The following is a 16,126-nucleotide window of genomic DNA, read 5'->3' on the forward strand; positions in this document are numbered from 1 at the left end:
AGGCCCGCGTGCGGATGGCTTCGAGGGCCTGTTCCAGCGTGGAGCGGTGCCTCTCGGTCAGGTGGTCGGTGGCCCCGCCTCGGCCGCCCGGCCCCGGCCGCCCGGCCCTTCCAGAGGGCGGCGGTCACTCGGCGGCGAGGCGCTCGGCAAGCCGGGCGATGGCGGCGCGGACGCCGTTTCCGTAGGTGTCGTCGTTCAGGGTGTTCGAGGCAGCACGGGCGCGGTCGAGGTGGATCCTCGCGGCGTCCGGGCGCCGCAGCTTGACGTAGTCGGCGGCGAGGTTCATGTGCAGCGAGGGGTACAGGGCGCGCAGCGCCAGGTGGCGGCCGTCCGCCCCTTCCGCTGCGGTGAGCGCCCGAAGGTCCCAGGCCAGCTCGTCGTAGGGGTCGTCCTGGGCATCGGCCATGCAGTGCGCGAGCGTGCAACGCTGGAGTGGGTCACCGTCCGCTCCGAGCTGCTCCCACAGCTCACCGAAGCGGTTGCGCGCCTCCTCCCGGTCCCCTCCGTGGAGCAGCATCATCGTCTGCCCGATCCTGGTGAGGACGGCGTCCTCCGAGGCGTCCTGCTGCTGCTCCCGCACTGCGGCCTCCACTCGTCCGTCGGCGACCCGGCCCCGGCCGGCGAAAGCCCGGGTCCGGTGTTCCGACGCTAGCCGCAGTCACCGGCATTCCCGCTCAGGCTCGGGGCGGGGCGGGGCGGCGCCGAGCCCGAGCGGGCCACCTGCCGGTCAGCCCAGGTTCGGGATGCGCCAGTCGATGGGGGCGTGCCCCTGGTCGGCGACGGCCTTGTCGATCTGGGTGAAGGGTCGGGAGCCGAAGAACTTCTTCGCGGAGAGCGGCGAGGGGTGCGCACCCTTGACCACCACATGACGCGTCTCGTCGATCAGCGGCAGCTTCTTCTGCGCGTAGTTGCCCCACAGCACGAAGACGGCCGGATCGGGCCGCGAGGCCACCGCGCTGATCACCGCGTCGGTGAACTTCTCCCAGCCCTTGCCCTTGTGCGAGTTGGGCTCCCCGGCCCGGACCGTCAGCACCGCGTTGAGGAGCAGGACACCCTGCTCGGCCCACGGCATCAGATAGCCGTTGTCCGGCACGGGGTGCCCGAGCTCCTCCTGCATCTCCTTGTAGATGTTGCGCAGCGAGGGCGGGGTCTTGACGCCGGGCCGCACGGAGAAGCACAGGCCGTGCCCCTGGCCCTCCCCGTGGTACGGGTCCTGGCCCAGGATGAGGACCTTGACCTTGTCGTACGGGGTGGCGTCGAGGGCGGCGAACACCTCTTCGCGCGGCGGGTAGACCGGCCCCTTGGCCCGCTCCTCCTCGACGAACTCGGTGAGCAGCTTGAAGTACGGCTTCTGCAGCTCGTCGCCGAGGACGCCGCGCCAGGACTCGGGCAGCATGTCGGTGTCGGTCACGTCAACAACCTCCGGTGGGGTGATCGCCTTTTCTGCTCACAGAACTTACCGGTGACCACTGACAACCGGCCCCACCAGCCGCTCTTCACCGACCGATCCTCACCGACCGATCCCCACCGGCCGGTCTTCACCAACCGACCTTCACCGCCGGCCCCAACTGGTCCTCACCAACTGGTCTTGCGCTGCAGCTCCCACATCTGCATGACCGTCTGCGGGTCCAGCGCACGCTCACCGCCGGCGATCTCCTCGCTCGCCGCGATGTAGAGCTTGCCCTGCCACAGCGGCAGCAGCCGGGCGTCGTCCACGAGGATCTCCTGCGCCCGCCGGAACTCCTCCGTGACCGCTCCCCGGTCGCTGACCTTGCGGGACTTGGGCAGCAGCTGGTCGGTGATCTCCGGCCGGACGTACGGCGTGGACAGCACGTTGTCCTTGCCGACGAACGGGGCGATGAAGTTGTCGGGGTCCGGGAAGTCCGGGAACCAGCCACGCCCGAAGGCGGGGTACTCGCCCTTCTGGTAGCCCTCCTGGAATTCCTTCCACGGCTTGCCCTTCACCGTCACCCGGAACAGCTTCGACGCCTCCAGCTGCCGCTTGAGCTCCTTGAACTCGGCCTCGGTTCCCGAGCCGTAGCGGTCGGTGGTGTACCACAGCGTCAGCGCGACCGGTCCGTCGACACCCGCCTCGTCCAGCAGCTTCTCGGCCTTGTCGACGTCCGGGTCGCCGTACCGGTCGAAGAAGGCGGTCGTGTGTCCGGCGATGCCCTTGGGCACCATCGAGTACAGCGGTTCGGCTGTGCCCTGGTACACCTTGGCGACCAGCGCGTCACGGTCGACGATCTGGGCGATCGCCCGGCGGACGGCGAGCTTGCTCACGGACGGGTCCTGGGCGTTGAACACCAGGTAGCGGATGTCCGCGCCGGTCGATTCGACCAGCTGGAGCCCCTCGTTCTCCGGCTTCTTCTCCTGGAGCTGGACCACTTCCTCCGCGGTGAGGCCGCGGTAGGTGGCGTCGATCTCCTTGGCCCGCAGGGCGCCGACCATCGCCTCGGACTCCTGGAAGTACCGGATGGTGACGGCGTCGTTCTTGATGTCGGCGAACCCCTTGTAGGTGGGGTTCTTGGTGAGCTCGGCCTTGGCGCCCTCTTCGAAGGAGTTCAGCACGTAGGGGCCGGATCCGGTGAGCTTGCCGTCCTCGCGCAGCGCGTCCGCCGGGTACCTCTCGGGCGGGACGATGGACATGGCCGGCGTGGCCAGGATGAACGGGAAGGTGGCGTCCGATTCCTTCAGGTGGAACGTGACGGTGCGGTCGCCGCTGGTCACGATCTTGTCGAGGGATCCGAGGAGCGGGCCGGGACCGCCCTTGGCGTTGATCGTGCGGATCCGGTCGATCGAGTGCTTCACGGCGCGGGCGTCGAGCTTGCCTCCGTCGGAGAAGGCCAGCCCTTCCTTGAGCCGGCATTCGAAGACCTTGCTCACCGTGTCGGTGAATTTGCACTCGGCCGCGTCAGGCTGCGGAGTCGCGCTGCCGGTCGGAAAGCTCAGCAGGGTCTGGAAGACATTCCGGTACAGCTCCCAGGAGCCGTCCCAGGCGGCCGCGGGGTCGAGCGTGCTGGGTTGGCTCGTCGTGCCGACTACGATCTTGTTCTCCCCATCGGCGTCATCCCCCGAAAAGAGGCTGCATCCCGCCAGCAGGGATATGGACGCAAGGGCTGCAGCCGCCTGCAGACTGGTCCGGTTGAACACGTGCGCACGCTCCTCGTTCAGCCATGGGTCGGCCGACCATACCGCAGTGCCCCGCCAGGTCAATGTGGTGGCCGGGCGGGGCACTTAAGGCATTTAGCACTCAATCGGGAAAATCGGGATCAGCCGACTCCGGCATTGAGGAAAATTCCGCCGTCGACCACCAGTGTCTGGCCGGTGATCCAGTCCGACTGCTCGGAGGTGAGAAATGCGGCGGCTCCGCCGATGTCCTCGGGCACTCCGAGCCTTCCCAGCGGATACGCGGCCGCCGCTTCCGCTTCTCGGCCCTCGTAGAGGGCCTGGGCGAATTTCGTCTTCACGACGGCGGGGGCAATCGCATTGACCCGGACCCGGGGGGCGAATTCATGCGCGAGCTGGAGAGTCAGATTGACCATGGCGGCCTTGCTCATGCCGTAGGCGCCGATGAAGGGCGAGGGGGCGATTCCGGCGACGGAAGCGATATTCACGATCGCACCGCCGTTGTCCTTCTGCCACGCCTTCCACGTCTGCTGGGCGAACCCGAGCGCCGAGATGACGTTGGTCTCGAACACCTTGCGCGCGACATTCAGGTCCATCTCGGCCATCGGGCCGAAGACCGGGTTCGTACCGGCGTTGTTGACCAGGAAGTCGACGCGGCCGAAGGCCTCCATGGTGCGCTGTACGGCGAGGGCCTGGTGCGCCTCGTCGTGGGCCTTGCCGGCGACGCCGATCACGCGATCGGCGCCCAGCTTCTCCACGGCCTCCTTGAGCGCCTCCTCGCCGCGGCCGGTGATGCACACGCGGTCTCCGCGGGCGACGAGCGCCTCCGCGACTCCGTAGCCGATGCCGCGGCTGGCGCCCGTGACGAGGGCGACCTTGCCGGACAGCGGGGGCAGTTCCTGTGCGGTCATGTCCGTCACCCCTTCCTCAGTTGAGCGGGCCGCCGGCCACGTACATGACCTGGCCGGAGATGAAGCCGGCGTCGTCGCCGGTGAAGAAGGCGATCGCGTGGGCGACGTCCTCGGGCCGGCCGACGCGCTGGACGGGGATCTGGGTGGCGGCGGCGGCCTGGAACTCCTCGAAGCCCATGCCCACGCGCGCGGCGGTCTGCGCGGTCATCTCGGTGACGATGAAGCCGGGCGCCACGGCGTTGGCCGTGATGCCGAACTTTCCGAGCTCCTTGGCGAGGGTCTTGGTGAAGCCCTGAAGACCCGCCTTGACGGCGGAGTAGTTGGCCTGGCCGCGGTTTCCGAGCGCCGAGGACGAGGAGAGGCTGACGATCCGGCCGAAGCCCGCGTCGACCATGTGCTTCTGGCAGGCCTTGGCCATCAGGAACGCGCCCTTCAGGTGCACGTTCATGACCGTGTCCCAGTCGGACTCGCTCATCTTGAAGAGCAGGTTGTCGCGCAGCACGCCCGCGTTGTTGACGAGGATCGTCGGGGCGCCCAGTTCGGTCGCGACGCGCGCCACGGCGGCCTCCACCTGCGCGCTGTCGGACACGTCGCAGCCGACGGCGATGGCCTTGCCTCCCGCCGCGGTGATCTTCTCGACGGTGTCCTTGCAGGCCGCTTCGTCGAGGTCGAGTACGGCGACGGCGCGGCCCTCGGCCGCGAGCCGGACCGCGGTGGCGGCGCCAATGCCCCGCGCCGCCCCGGTCACGACCGCGACGCGCTGCTCGGTGGTGGACATGCTGGTTCTCCTCGCCCTTGGATCCCGGATAAGCGGCTCGGCCGACACGTCCATGCCGGTGAGCGACCGCTTAGTACCTTCAGCAGACGAGACGCTAGAGACCCTGGCACCCGGTGTCAACGGCCCACCGGGTGCACCCGGTCACTCATCGCACCAGCAGGTCGAGCAGCCGCTCCGCCTCGCCCTCCGGATCGGCCGTGAGCCCGGTGTGCACGGGCCCCGGCTGGACGACCGTGGAACGCGGCGCGATCAGCCACCGGAAGCGCCGCCCGGCGTCGTCACGCGCCGCCTGCCCGGCGTGCTCGCCGCCCTGGCAGACGCCCTCCACGGCGCGCAGGGCGGCCCGTACCCCGGTCACGTCCGCGTCCGGGTCCAGTGCCCGCAGCTTCGTCTCGTCGAGGTGCGTACGGGCGCACACGAAGGCCTTGGCGCGGCAGTAGACCACCACGCCCGCGTTGAAGCACTCGCCCCGCTCGACGCGCGGTACGACGCGCAGCAGCGCGTACTCGAAGACGTCCCGGTCGTTCACTGGCTGCTGTCCTTGCTGTTCTTGGTGGGGTGCGGCCAGGGCGCCAGGTGGTCGGTGAGCCATCCGGGGGCCTGGGACTGCTTCTGCTCGGTCCGCTCCCCGAGGGTGATCCGCTCGTGGATGGACGCGGCACGCGACAGCAGCGCGTCCACATAGGCGCGGCGCAGCGCGTCGGCCGTGTCGAAGCCCGGCTCGTCGACCAGCCATTCGTCGGGGACGTCGGCGGCCACCTCGGTCAGCAGTTCCTCGGTGACCAGCGGGGCGAGCTCGGCCGCCGCGGCCGCGATGTCGGGCCCGAAGGAGGCGAGGACGTGGTCGGAGGCGTCGTACGGCTTGGCGGCGGAGGCCCGGACGCCCGGCCAGTTGTGGTGCCAGATCATGGTGGCGCCGTGGTCGATCAGCCATGGTTCGCCGTGCCAGACCAGCATGTTGGGGTTGCGCCACGAGCGGTCCACGTTGTTGATCAGCGCGTCGAACCAGACGACGCGGCCCGCCTCCTGCGGGTCCATGGCGTAGGCGAGCGGGTCGAATCCGAGGGAGCCGGGGAGGTAGTCCATGCCGAGGTTCAGCCCGCCGCTCGCCTTGAGCAGTTCCTGGACCTCCTGGTCGGGCTCGCCGAGCCCGATGACGGGGTCCAGCTGGATGGTGACCAGTTCGGGTACGCGCAGTCCGAGCCGGCGGCCCAGCTGTCCGCAGACGACCTCGGCGACGAGGGTCTTGCGGCCCTGCCCGGCCCCGGTGAATTTCATGACGTACGTACCGAGATCGTCGGCCTCGACGATCCCCGGGAGCGAGCCGCCCTCACGCAAAGGCGTGACATAGCGGGTCGCTGTCACTTCTGTAAGCATTTTCCCAGGCTATCCGGCGGTCGATCTTCACGATTTCCCGTGTCGGCCGAATCTCTTCCCACCCCCGCGAAGACCGCCCGTCAGCCGCGGAACGGGGCGGGAGAAGCGGCTTCGGACGGAACGCAGTGGCCCTGCCCCGCTGGCCCATGCGCCATAGCATGGGGGTGATGCGCACCACCGTGCACGAGAGTGAGGCCGCGGCTGCGTGGGATGTCGCGCGACCCTCGCGGCGCAGCCGGGTGGCCGGAGTCGGCATGGCCGGGTTCCGCGATCGGGGTACGGGACCGGTCGCCCTGCGGGCGGTCCCGCACCCCGCCGTCACGCTGGTTCTGGAGTTCGGTGACGGCTGGCTGGTGGTGGACGACACCGCCGGCCGGCACCAGCGGGGCAGTCTCGTCGCCGGGATGATGCCCGGCGAGATTCGCACACGGGGCGAGAACATCGAGTGTGTGGAGGTACGCCTGTCCCCTGTGGTCGCGCGCGCGGTGCTGGGCGTCTGCCCAGCCGAGCTGGACGGCTCCATCATCGCCCTCGACGACCTGTGGGGCCGGGACGCGACGCGGATCCGGGAGCAACTGGGGGATGCCCCGTCGTGGGAGGACCGTTTCGCGTTGACGGACGCTGTGCTCGCCCGTCGATGCGAGACGGGGTCACCTGTGGACCCGGAGGTGGCCTGGGCCTGGGATCGGATCGTCGTCAGCCGCGGGCGGGTGCGGATCGAGGACCTGGCGCTCGAGGTCGAATGGAGCCGAAAGCGCCTGTGGTCCCGGTTCCGGTCGCAGATCGGCCTGCCTCCCAAGCGCGCCGCGCAGCTGGTCCGTTTCAACCGTGCCGCGCATCGTTTGGCCGCGGGCGAAAGCGCGGGCCGGGTCGCCTCGGAGGGTGGTTACGCCGACCAGTCCCACTTCCATCGGGAGGTCCGGGCGTTCACCGGAGTGACGCCGGCGACGCTGGCCCAGGACCCGGGCCTGGCGGTGGACGACATCGCGTGGGCGAACCACGGAACATTCGTACAAGACCCGCGTCCGTAGGGCACGGGAGGGTGGGGTCCAGCCGAGACCTCCACTCCGGTACCGACGAGTTGCTGACGGTCCCTCGTGGAGGTCAGCGTCACCACCGCCGGCGATCCCCTGCATGAGCTCGGCGTTCCGCACACCCGAGACAGGAGAAGGTGACATGGATCTGCGCGGCGCGAAGGTGCTGGTGACGGGAGCCACCGGCGGGATCGGGAAAGCACTGGCGGGGACCCTGGCCACCCGCGGCGCCGAGGTGGTGCTCACCGGGCGCCGTACGGACATACTGGAGCCGCTGGCCGAGAGACTCGGAGGCCGGGCCATCCCCGCCGACCTGGCCGACCGGGATGCGATCGGCGAACTGCTGGCGGCGGCGGGCGAGGTCGACGTGCTGGTGGCCAACGCCGCACTGCCGGCGAACGGGCTGCTGGCCGACTACTCCATCGGCGAGATCGACCGCGCGCTCGACGTCAACCTCCGCGCGCCCATCGTGATGGCGAAGCTGACCGGGCAACGCATGGCCGCCCGCCGCCGCGGTCACCTGGTCTTCATCTCCTCGCTCTCCGGCAAGACCGCGTCCGGGCAGTCCTCCCTGTACAACGCCACCAAGTTCGGGATGCGCGGGTTCGCCCTCGCGCTGCGCGAGGACATGCGGCCCCACCATGTGGGTGTCTCCACCGTCTTCCCCGGTTACATCAGCGAGGCGGGCATGTTCGCCGATTCCGGCGCGACCCTGCCCCGCGGCGTCGGCACCCGATCGCCCGAGGACGTGGCACGCGCGACCGTACGAGCCATCGAGACCAACCGGGCCGAAGTGGACGTGGCCCCACTGGGCCTCCGCCTGATCGCCCTGCTCGGCGGCGCCGCCCCGAGCCTGACCGCCGCCGTCCAACGCCGCATCGGCGCGGACAGGACCACCGAACAGCTCGTCAGGGCCCAGCGCCACAAACGCTGACACCCCCGGCTTCCGATGCCCTGGTGTCCCGGTCACCGCGCCGACCCGTCCTGGCGTCCGGCTCGTTCTTCACGCGCCATCCGTACCAGCCTGCGACGGCGTGGCGTCCGAGCGGTCATCCGAACGAAACGGCCCAGCCCCCTCCGACAAGGTCCGCTGCCCCTGTCCCTGCCCCTGCCCCTGTCCCAGTCCCTGCCCTGTCCCGGTCCCTGTCCCGGCCCCTCCGGTCATCCCCCATCCCTTGCTGCGCGGGGCGCTGCACTGTCCGGGGCATCACCGAGCGGCAAATTACATGGTCACAATCCGTTTTCACCGCCGCCGGGTCCGGCGGCACGGCGCGTGATCAATAGTCGGTTCTTCATGCCAACCTGCTGACGCACGCAGTGGTTTGGAGCCGGAGGTACACCGCCCGTGGCGGCGAACAACAACCCCACCGTCAGAAGACGACTCCTGGGAGCGGAGCTGCGCCGGCTCCGGAAGGCCCGCGGCCTGACAGGCACGCAGGTGGCGGCGCACCTCCTGGTCTCCCAAGCCAAGGTCAGTCACATGGAGACCGGCCGCCGCGCCGTCAGCCCCCGCGATGTGCGCGACCTGTGTACGCTCTACGGGGTCACCGACCAGCATGTCGTCGACTCCCTGATGGAACTGGCCAGGGAGTCGAGCCGGCAGGGCTGGTGGTACGCCTACGGGGACATCCCCCACAGCGTGTATGTCGGTCTGGAGACGGACGCCGCCTCCATCCACACCTACGAGTCCCTGGTGATCCCCGGCCTGCTGCAGACCCCCGCCTACGCGGCCGCGGTCATCGACGAGACGATCCCCCTGGTCACGGTCGAACAGGCCGCCGCGCGTCTGAAGGTGCGGCTTCGCCGTCAGCACCGGATCTACGACCCCGCCCGCCGTCTGCGTCTGTGGGCCGTCCTGGACGAGTCAGCCCTGCGGCGCGTCGTCGGGAGCCGGGACATCATGCGCGAGCAGCTGGAGCACCTGCACACGCTGAGCACCGAGCCGCACATCACCGTGCAGGTCCTTCCCCACACGGCGGGCGCCCACCCGGGCCTGTCAGGACAGTTTTCCATCCTGCAATTCCCCGACAGCCGCCAGGCAGTGGTGTATCTGGAGAGGTTCACCAGCGACCTCTACCTGGAGAAGCCGTCCGACGTACAGCAGTACGGCATGATGTACGACCACTTGCAGAGCCAGGCCCTCAGCCCGGACCACACCCGGCACTTCATCGCCGAGACCATCAAGCTCTACACATCGTCAGGGCTGGTCGACGAGCCGAGCTGCGGCACTGACGACCGCACCGCCAGGCGGAAACCCGTCCCGGACGTCACGGGCTGCGCCCGTACAGAGGCCGGCGTTTGAGGCGTCGACCGCCAGGCCGCACCGCCCGGCGCGGACGAACAGCGGCGCGACTTCCGCACGATGGCTCCGATCCCTCATGGTGGTCCCCCCGCCGGCCGCGGCGCTTCGGCCTCCGGTCCGGCAGGAACGGGTCGCTCCCTGCCCACCGCGCGTCGGTCAAGACGCACGCCAGGACCACCGATCGGACCACCTGGAGGGAGCGGTTACCCCCTGCCGGCGTCATCGACCGGGTTGGCAGCCGTCCACCAGGCGATCACCCGGGCAGCCATCCCCTCCGGCCGCAGCACCATGGGGTCAAGGCCGAAGTGGTCCTCCAGTTCGCGCCGCAGGAACTCACCGATCTCCGTCTGGTCGGCACCACCACGGAGCCGCTGGAGCAAAGGGGCGAGCATGCAGTCGTACTCATCCGGCACGTCATCCGCGACGCCGATCGGGTCCCACTCATTGAGCAGCTGCCGCAGGTCGTTCTCAGTGGCGGGGGTCACTGGTTGCATCGCTCCAGGGTGACACCCCGGAAAGCCCGGCTGTTTCCCGGGCCGGCGAACCGCACCACGCCCGGCCCGGTGGAAAACCGGCTGCGGAGTGTCGATGAGGTGGTGTGGGATTGGGGTATGGCGATTGTGTTGGGCGAGCCGGGCACCGACGGGCTGGGCAAGGCCGTGGGCGTGCTGCGGGAGTGGCAGTACGACGGGGCGCCGATGCAACTGCATCCGGGGGACCTGGGCTGGTTCTGGCGGTTGGGTGCCGAAGCGACCGCCGCGGCGGTCAGGACGTGGAGCCGGGACGGACGGATTCTCGCCGTCGGGCTGCTGGACGGTCCCGGGCTGTTGCGGCTGACGATCGCGCCGGACGCGCAGCAGGAGGAGGAGCTGGCGCAGCAGTTGGTCGAAGACGTGTCCGGGCGGGAGCGTGGCGTGCTGCCCGAGGGAAAGGTGAGCATCGAGGCGCCGATGGGTGCACTGGTCCGAGACCTGCTGTCCGAGGTCGGATGGAAAGCCGACGAGCCGTGGACGCCGCTGCGCCGCGATCTCACGGAGCCGGTGAATGACCCAGGCGTGCGGATCGAGGCGGTCGGGCCGGAGCAGGACCATGTGTTTGCCGCGGTGCAACGGTCAGCGTTCGACGGGTCGACTTTCACGGACGAGCGCTGGCACGCGATGGCGGCCGGGTTGCCGTACGCCGACGCCCGGTGTCTGGTCGCGTACGACGACCAGGGCGACGCGGTGGCGGCAGCCACGGTGTGGTCGGCCGGTCCGGGCAGGCCCGGGTTGCTCGAACCGATGGGTGTGCACCGTGAACATCGCCGTCAGGGCTACGGCAAGGCGATCGCCGTCGCCGCGGCGGCCGCACTCCGGGAGATGGGCTCGTCGAGCGCGATCGTCTGCACGCCGAGCTCCAATGTCGGCGCCGTCGCCACCTACAAGTCGGCCGGCTTCCGGCAACGCCCCGAGGTCCGGGACCAGTCCCGGGACGCCTCGTCGGGGTAGCCCCTCCTTCACCTGCGGGATCTGACACGGGACGGCAGCTCCTTGGAGCGGCTGACCGTCCGTTCGCCGCCGCCCGCAGGTACGGACGTGCCACAGCGGGTCGCTGTGGCTTCGGAGAGCATCTCCCCGCATTGCGCGCCTGTCATGATCTCCCCATGACCACAGCCACGGCCGTGCATACCCCCGAGTTCCCCCGCCAGTTCGCCCGTACGCGCCGCTTCTCGCTGGGCGTCCCGGGCGCGTTCACGGTCTCCCCGGACGGCTCCCGGGTGCTGTTCGTACGGACCGGTTCGGGCTCCGACACGGTCGGGCGGTTGTGGCTGTACGAGGACGGCGAGGAGCGGCTCCTCGCCGACCCCTCGGCCCTGGGCGGTGACCGGGAGGAGGACGTCCCGGTGGCCGAGCGGGTGCGTCGGGAGCGCGCACAGGTGACGTCGACCGGTGTGGTCGGATACGCCGTCGACCGGCACGCGCGCGTAGCGGTGTTCGCGCTGGGCGGCGCGCTGTGGGCGGTGCGGACCGACGGCGGCGCCCCGTGGCGGGTCCCGACGGCGGGACCGGCCGTGGACCCGAGACCGTCGCCGGACGGTTCGCTGGTCGCGTACGTGACGGAGGGCGCCGTCCGCGTGGTCCGGACCCGGGGCGGGACCGGGGACTGGGCCGAGGACGGGACCGAGGGCGGGGCCGAGGACCGGTTGCTGGCCGCGCCCGAGGGGCCGGACGTCACCTATGGGCTGTCGGACCATGTGTCGGCCGAGTCGGTCGGGCGGCTGCGCGGCCATTGGTGGTCGCCGGACGGGGAGGCCATTCTGGTGGCGCGGACGGACCACGCGCGCGTGGCGCGGTGGTACCTGGCCGACCCCACCGATCCGGCGCGGCCCCCGCGCGCCATCCGCTACCCGGCGGCCGGTGCGGCCAACGCGGAGGTGTCACTGCACCTCCTGCGGCTGGACGGGAAGCGGATACCCGTCCGGACACCGGCGGAGACCGATCCGGCCGCCCATCCGCCGGGGGCGTGGACGGATCTCCGGCTCGAGTACGTCACGGCTGCCGGCTGGGACGGGTCGGGCCCCTTCGCCGAGGTCCAGACACGTGACCAGCGGTCGACCGCGCTGCTGGCCATCGATCCGGACACGGGGGCGACCCGCCCGCTGGCGCACCGCCGCGACCGCGCCTGGGTGGACCTCACACCGGGCGTCCCGGTCCGTACCGCCACCGGCACGCCGGTCGTGACCCTCGTACGCGACGACGTACGTGGCCTCAGGGCCGGCGACGTACCGAGCCCGCCCACCCTGCATGTCCGTGCCGTCCTCGGCACGGTCGGCGAGCGGGTGTTCTTCACCGCGAGTGAGGACCCCACCGAGACGCACGTGTGGATGTACGAGCCGGAGGGTGGGTTCCGCCGCATCAGCCGGGAGCCCGGCGTCCACACCGCCGCGGTCGGCGGCGACACCATCGTCCTGGACAGCCGAACACCCGACGGGCGGACGGTGACCGTCCTGCACGGAGGGAAGCGTGCGGGCAGCATCGCCGTGCTCGCCGAGGCCCCCCTGGTGACGCCCCGGCCCGTCCGGCTGTCGCTGGGCCCACGCGCGCTGCGCAGCCACCTCCACCTGCCGTCCTGGTACGAGCCGGGGTCGGGCCGGCTGCCCGTGCTCCTGAGCCCGTACGCGGGTCACGGTCTCCAGCTGGCCGTGCGGGCGAGCGGCTGGTACGGCGCGGTGGCCCAGTGGTTCGCCGAGCAGGGGTTCGCGGTGCTGATCACCGACGGGCGCGGAACGCCGGGGCGTGGCCGGGCGTGGGAGACCGCGATCCACGGCGACCGGCTGACCGCTCCGCTGGCGGACCAGGTCGACGCGGTGCGGGCGGCGGCCGAGCGGTATCCGGACCTGGACCTGGAGCGGGTGGGCATCCGGGGCTGGTCGTACGGCGGCTACCTCGCGATCGGCGCCGTACTCCACCGCCCGGACGTGTTCCACGCGGCCGTCGCGGGCGCCGCGCCTACCGACCGGCGGCTCTACGACACCCACTGGGAGGAACGCTTCCTCGGCCACCCGGACATCCAGCCGGACGCCTATGAGCGGTCCTCGCACGTACCGCACGCGCACCTGCTGTCACGGCCGTTGCTGCTGATGCACGGGTTCGGCGACGACAATGTGGTGGCGGCCCACACCCTGCGGTTCTCTGCCGCGCTGCTGGCGGCCGGGCGGCCGCACAGTGTCCTGCCGCTGCCCGGTGCGACACACAGGGTCACCCGGGAAGATGTGGCGAGCAGCCAGTTGTTGGCCGAAGTGGAGTTCCTCAAAAGGTCTTTGGGCATGTGAACGCCCCCGGCCGCGCTCCCGTACTCCCCCACGACGCGTTGACGTCGGGTTGACCACCACGGAAGGGATGGCCCAATGACCGGATCACAGGGGACCAGCAGGGCAGTGGCGCGCCGTACCGTCGTCGCGGCGGCGAGCGGGGCCGGCCTGGCCGCCGTGCTCACCGCGTGCGGAGGATCGGACTCCCCGGCCGCCTCCGTGGGCGATGCCCCGGCGGGTGGCGGGAGCCCCACCAAGGGCGGGGCCGGGGGCCAGGTACTGGCGAAGACGTCGGACATCCCCGAGGGCGGCGGCAAGGTCGTCGGCGACGTCGTGGTGACCCAGCCGAAGGCGGGCGAGTTCAAGGCCTTCTCGTCCAAGTGCACGCACGCGGGCTGCGCCGTGAAGGATGTCGCCGACGGGATCATCAACTGTCCTTGCCACGGCAGCAAGTTCGACGCGACGGACGGCAGCGTCAAGGCGGGCCCGGCCACCACTCCGCTCGCGGCCGCGCCGATCACGGTCGAGGGCGACTCGATCAGGCTCGCGTGACGCCGACGCGTCGCGGGCGCTTCCAGCAGGCCAGCACCTCGTCGGTCGTGGTGATCGTCGCGACCGGCGCGAGCGTGTGACGGACCATCGCGGGGGTGTACTCGGAGGGGATTCCCGCGATGGCGTCCGCCGGGACCACCGCCGTATAGCCGAGGTTCACGGCGTCGAACACGGCGTTCGGTATCGCGACGTTGGCGGAGACGCCGGTGACGACCAGGGTCCGGCAGCCGAGGTTGCGCAACAGCGCGTCGACGTCCGTGCCCGCGATCGGGGACAGGCCGTGCAGCCGCCGTACGACGATGTCCTCGTCGGTCACCTCGATGGGCTCGGCGATCCTGACGGCAGCGCTCCCGCTGTGCTGCTGTACGGGGAGCCGCTCGGCGGCCCGGAACAGCCGCGCGTTCCGGTTCGCGCCCCGCCCGTCGGGGCGCCGCTCCGCCACCGCGTGCAGGACCTGTACGGAGGCCCCGTGGGCGGCGTCGACCAGCCGGGCCACCCGGTGCAGGGCGCCCGACGAGCGTGCTTCGGCGGCGAGTTCGGGCAGGGCGCTGTCCGGGCCCACGACGCCGCGCTGGCACTCGACGGTGAGCAGCACGGTACCGGCGGGGTCGAGCTGGTCACAAAGCTGTTCGAACCTCGGCGACGTCGGCATGCGGCGGGAGAGTAGCCCCCATTGCGCGTGGAGGGAAGAGACCGCATGCTTTCTGACAGTCCATCAGAGAGCGAGGCGTCCATGGCGGTCACCCAGCGCCGGGGCCGGCGCATCATGATGTCGGAGCCCGAGCTCGACGCGTACCTCACCGAGCAGCGCACCTGCCGGGTGGCGACCGTCTCCCCCGACGGCCGGCCCCATGTCGGCGCCCTCTGGTTCGCCTGGGACGGGACGTCCCTGTGGCTGTACTCCCTGACCCGCAGCCGGCGCTGGGCGGACCTCCTCCACGATCCACGGATCGCCGTCGTGGTCGACGACGGGGAGGAGTACGGCGAGCTGCGGGGCGCGGAGCTGTCCGGCACGGCGGTCTTCGTCGGGGAGGCACCCCGTAGGGGAGAACCGTGTCCTGAACTGGAGGCGGCCGAGCGGCTGTTCGCGCGCAAGAACTTCGGCCTGGACGTGATGCCGCACGACGGCCGCCACGCGTGGCTGCGCCTGACCCCGGACGCGGTCGCCTCCTGGGACTTCCGCAAGCTGACCGGCGCCCCCTGACCACCGACCCACCGCGCGCCGGCCCGCCGGAATGCCTCCGCCCCTCCTTCGGCCCACCCCCGCCCTTCGGCCCACCCGGTTCCCACCGCCACCGGCCCCTTACCGCCACCAGCCCCCGGCCACCATCAGCTGCCCACCGACCGCCCCACCTCGCGCAGCGCCTCCACCGCCGCCCTGATCGACGGGCGCCGGTCCGCGTCCGTGCGCCACACGGCGTAGATGTGGCGCCGCATCTTATGGCGTACAGGCACGAGGACGACGCCCTCCGGCACGACCCCCCGCCCCAGCCGGGGCGTGACGCACACGCCGAGGCCCGCCTGGATGAGGGCCAGTTGGGTGTGGTGCTCACCGGCCAGGTGTGCGATGCGCGGTTCGATGCCCTTCGAGCGCAGGGTGAACATCAGCCACTCGTAACAGAACTCCCCCTCCGGCCAGGACACCCAGTCCTCGTCCGCGAGTTCGTCCAGGTCCAGCTCCGCCCGCCCGGCGAGCGGGTGGTCCACGGGCAGTGCGACGTCCGCGGCGTCGTCCAGCAGCTCCGCCCTGGCGAGCCCGGCGGGGACGGGCAGCCGCTTGTTGCTCCAGTCGAGCACCACCGCCAGGTCCATGTCGCCGCGCATCACCTGGCGTATGCCGTGCTCGGGCTCCAGCTCGCTGGTGCGTACGGTCAGGTCGGGGTGGTCCCGCCGTAGCGTGCGGATCGCCGCCGGGAACAGCCCGCGCGCCGCCGTCGGGAACCCGGCCAGCCGCACCTCGCCCACCACCTGGCCGCGCTGGGCCTCGATGTCCGCCTGCGCGAGCTCCACCTGGGAGAGGATCCGCGCCGCGTGATCGGCGAGCAGCAGGCCCGCGTCGGTCAGCCGCACACCGCGCCCGTTCTTCGCGACGAGCTGCTGCCCGACCTCCCGTTCCAGCTTGGAGAGTTGCTGCGAGACCGCCGAGGTGGTCACGTGCAGCCCGTCCGCCGCGCCGCTCACCGAGCCATGGCGGGCGAGGGCGTCGAGGGTGCGCAGGCGCTCCAGGTTCAACATGTAAGCAATGCTAAGTGA

General features: G+C 71.0%; 17 protein-coding genes. 7 read left to right on the forward strand and 10 right to left on the reverse strand.

All coding sequences use genetic code 11. The annotated features are described in order from the left end of the window. Positions 1-124: 124 nt before the first annotated feature. The 7 genes from ABT360_RS27285 to ABT360_RS27315 all read right to left on the reverse strand — a co-directional run bounded on the left by ABT360_RS27285 (position 125) and on the right by ABT360_RS27315 (position 6,195). Positions 125-520 carry a hypothetical protein gene (locus ABT360_RS27285; RefSeq protein WP_351821931.1) on the reverse strand — a complete coding sequence of 132 codons (396 nt, stop codon included), beginning with the start codon at positions 518-520 and terminating at the stop codon, positions 125-127. Between the two features lie 207 nt (positions 521-727). After that, positions 728-1,411: a uracil-DNA glycosylase gene (gene ung, locus ABT360_RS27290; protein WP_351821842.1), complete on the reverse strand. Its 684-nt coding sequence runs from the start codon at positions 1,409-1,411 to the stop codon at positions 728-730. 164 nt (positions 1,412-1,575) lie between these two features. Beyond that, on the reverse strand, positions 1,576-3,153 hold the full coding sequence (locus ABT360_RS27295) for an ABC transporter substrate-binding protein (RefSeq protein WP_351821845.1): 1,578 nt from the start codon (positions 3,151-3,153) through the stop codon (positions 1,576-1,578). A 119-nt stretch (positions 3,154-3,272) separates the two neighbouring features. Further along, positions 3,273-4,040, reverse strand: a complete 768-nt coding sequence (locus ABT360_RS27300) for an SDR family oxidoreductase (RefSeq protein WP_351821848.1) — start codon at positions 4,038-4,040, stop codon at positions 3,273-3,275. A 16-nt stretch (positions 4,041-4,056) separates the two neighbouring features. Continuing rightward, positions 4,057-4,818: a 3-oxoacyl-ACP reductase FabG gene (gene fabG / locus ABT360_RS27305; RefSeq protein WP_351821851.1), complete on the reverse strand. Its 762-nt coding sequence runs from the start codon at positions 4,816-4,818 to the stop codon at positions 4,057-4,059. 145 nt (positions 4,819-4,963) lie between these two features. Continuing rightward, entirely contained in the window at positions 4,964-5,347 is a 384-nt protein-coding gene (locus tag ABT360_RS27310; RefSeq protein WP_351821854.1) for a DUF3037 domain-containing protein, read from the reverse strand. Beyond that, a complete protein-coding gene (locus tag ABT360_RS27315) occupies positions 5,344-6,195 on the reverse strand; it encodes a HipA family kinase (RefSeq protein WP_351821857.1) in 852 nt (283 codons plus the stop codon). Before ABT360_RS27315 ends, ABT360_RS27310 begins: the two co-directional genes overlap by 4 nt. A 167-nt stretch (positions 6,196-6,362) precedes the next feature. On the opposite strand from ABT360_RS27315, the gene ABT360_RS27320 reads away from it, so the two are divergent. The 3 genes from ABT360_RS27320 (at position 6,363) to ABT360_RS27330 (ending at position 9,531) form a co-directional block, all read left to right on the forward strand. Then, a complete protein-coding gene (locus ABT360_RS27320) occupies positions 6,363-7,226 on the forward strand; it encodes a helix-turn-helix domain-containing protein (RefSeq protein WP_351821860.1) in 864 nt (287 codons plus the stop codon). Between the two features lie 145 nt (positions 7,227-7,371). Continuing rightward, entirely contained in the window at positions 7,372-8,163 is a 792-nt protein-coding gene (locus ABT360_RS27325; RefSeq protein WP_351821863.1) for an SDR family NAD(P)-dependent oxidoreductase, read from the forward strand. A gap of 411 nt (positions 8,164-8,574) precedes the next feature. Beyond that, positions 8,575-9,531 carry a helix-turn-helix domain-containing protein gene (locus ABT360_RS27330; RefSeq protein WP_351821866.1) on the forward strand — a complete coding sequence of 319 codons (957 nt, stop codon included), beginning with the start codon at positions 8,575-8,577 and terminating at the stop codon, positions 9,529-9,531. 203 nt (positions 9,532-9,734) lie between these two features. On the opposite strand, the gene ABT360_RS27335 is transcribed toward ABT360_RS27330, so the two are convergent. Then, positions 9,735-10,025, reverse strand: coding sequence for a hypothetical protein (locus ABT360_RS27335; protein ID WP_351821869.1), 291 nt, complete (start codon positions 10,023-10,025; stop codon positions 9,735-9,737). Between the two features lie 117 nt (positions 10,026-10,142). Here ABT360_RS27335 and ABT360_RS27340 point away from each other — a divergent pair, with 117 nt between their 5' ends. From ABT360_RS27340 to ABT360_RS27350, 3 genes are all read left to right on the forward strand, one after another. Further along, positions 10,143-11,018 carry a GNAT family N-acetyltransferase gene (locus ABT360_RS27340; protein WP_351821934.1) on the forward strand — a complete coding sequence of 292 codons (876 nt, stop codon included), beginning with the start codon at positions 10,143-10,145 and terminating at the stop codon, positions 11,016-11,018. A gap of 155 nt (positions 11,019-11,173) precedes the next feature. After that, positions 11,174-13,342 carry a S9 family peptidase gene (locus ABT360_RS27345; RefSeq protein ID WP_351821872.1) on the forward strand — a complete coding sequence of 723 codons (2,169 nt, stop codon included), beginning with the start codon at positions 11,174-11,176 and terminating at the stop codon, positions 13,340-13,342. Positions 13,343-13,417: 75 nt separating this feature from the next. Then, entirely contained in the window at positions 13,418-13,873 is a 456-nt protein-coding gene (locus ABT360_RS27350; RefSeq protein WP_351821875.1) for a Rieske (2Fe-2S) protein, read from the forward strand. Here the strand turns inward: ABT360_RS27350 and ABT360_RS27355 are convergent. Continuing rightward, complete coding sequence (locus ABT360_RS27355; RefSeq protein WP_351821878.1) at positions 13,860-14,525, reverse strand: isochorismatase family protein; 666 nt, start codon at positions 14,523-14,525, stop codon at positions 13,860-13,862. The two genes, ABT360_RS27350 and ABT360_RS27355, sit on opposite strands and share 14 nt — an antisense overlap. An 81-nt stretch (positions 14,526-14,606) precedes the next feature. Between ABT360_RS27355 and ABT360_RS27360 the strand changes: the two genes are divergently transcribed. Next, positions 14,607-15,077, forward strand: a complete 471-nt coding sequence (locus ABT360_RS27360; RefSeq protein ID WP_351821937.1) for a pyridoxamine 5'-phosphate oxidase family protein — start codon at positions 14,607-14,609, stop codon at positions 15,075-15,077. A gap of 125 nt (positions 15,078-15,202) precedes the next feature. Here ABT360_RS27360 and ABT360_RS27365 read toward each other — a convergent pair whose 3' ends face one another. After that, on the reverse strand, positions 15,203-16,108 hold the full coding sequence (locus ABT360_RS27365; RefSeq protein WP_351821881.1) for a LysR family transcriptional regulator: 906 nt from the start codon (positions 16,106-16,108) through the stop codon (positions 15,203-15,205). Between the last annotated feature and the right edge of the window lie 18 nt (positions 16,109-16,126).

It is taken from the genome of Streptomyces sp. NPDC000229, assembly GCF_040300825.1.
Classification (GTDB): Bacteria; Actinomycetota; Actinomycetes; order Streptomycetales; family Streptomycetaceae; genus Streptomyces.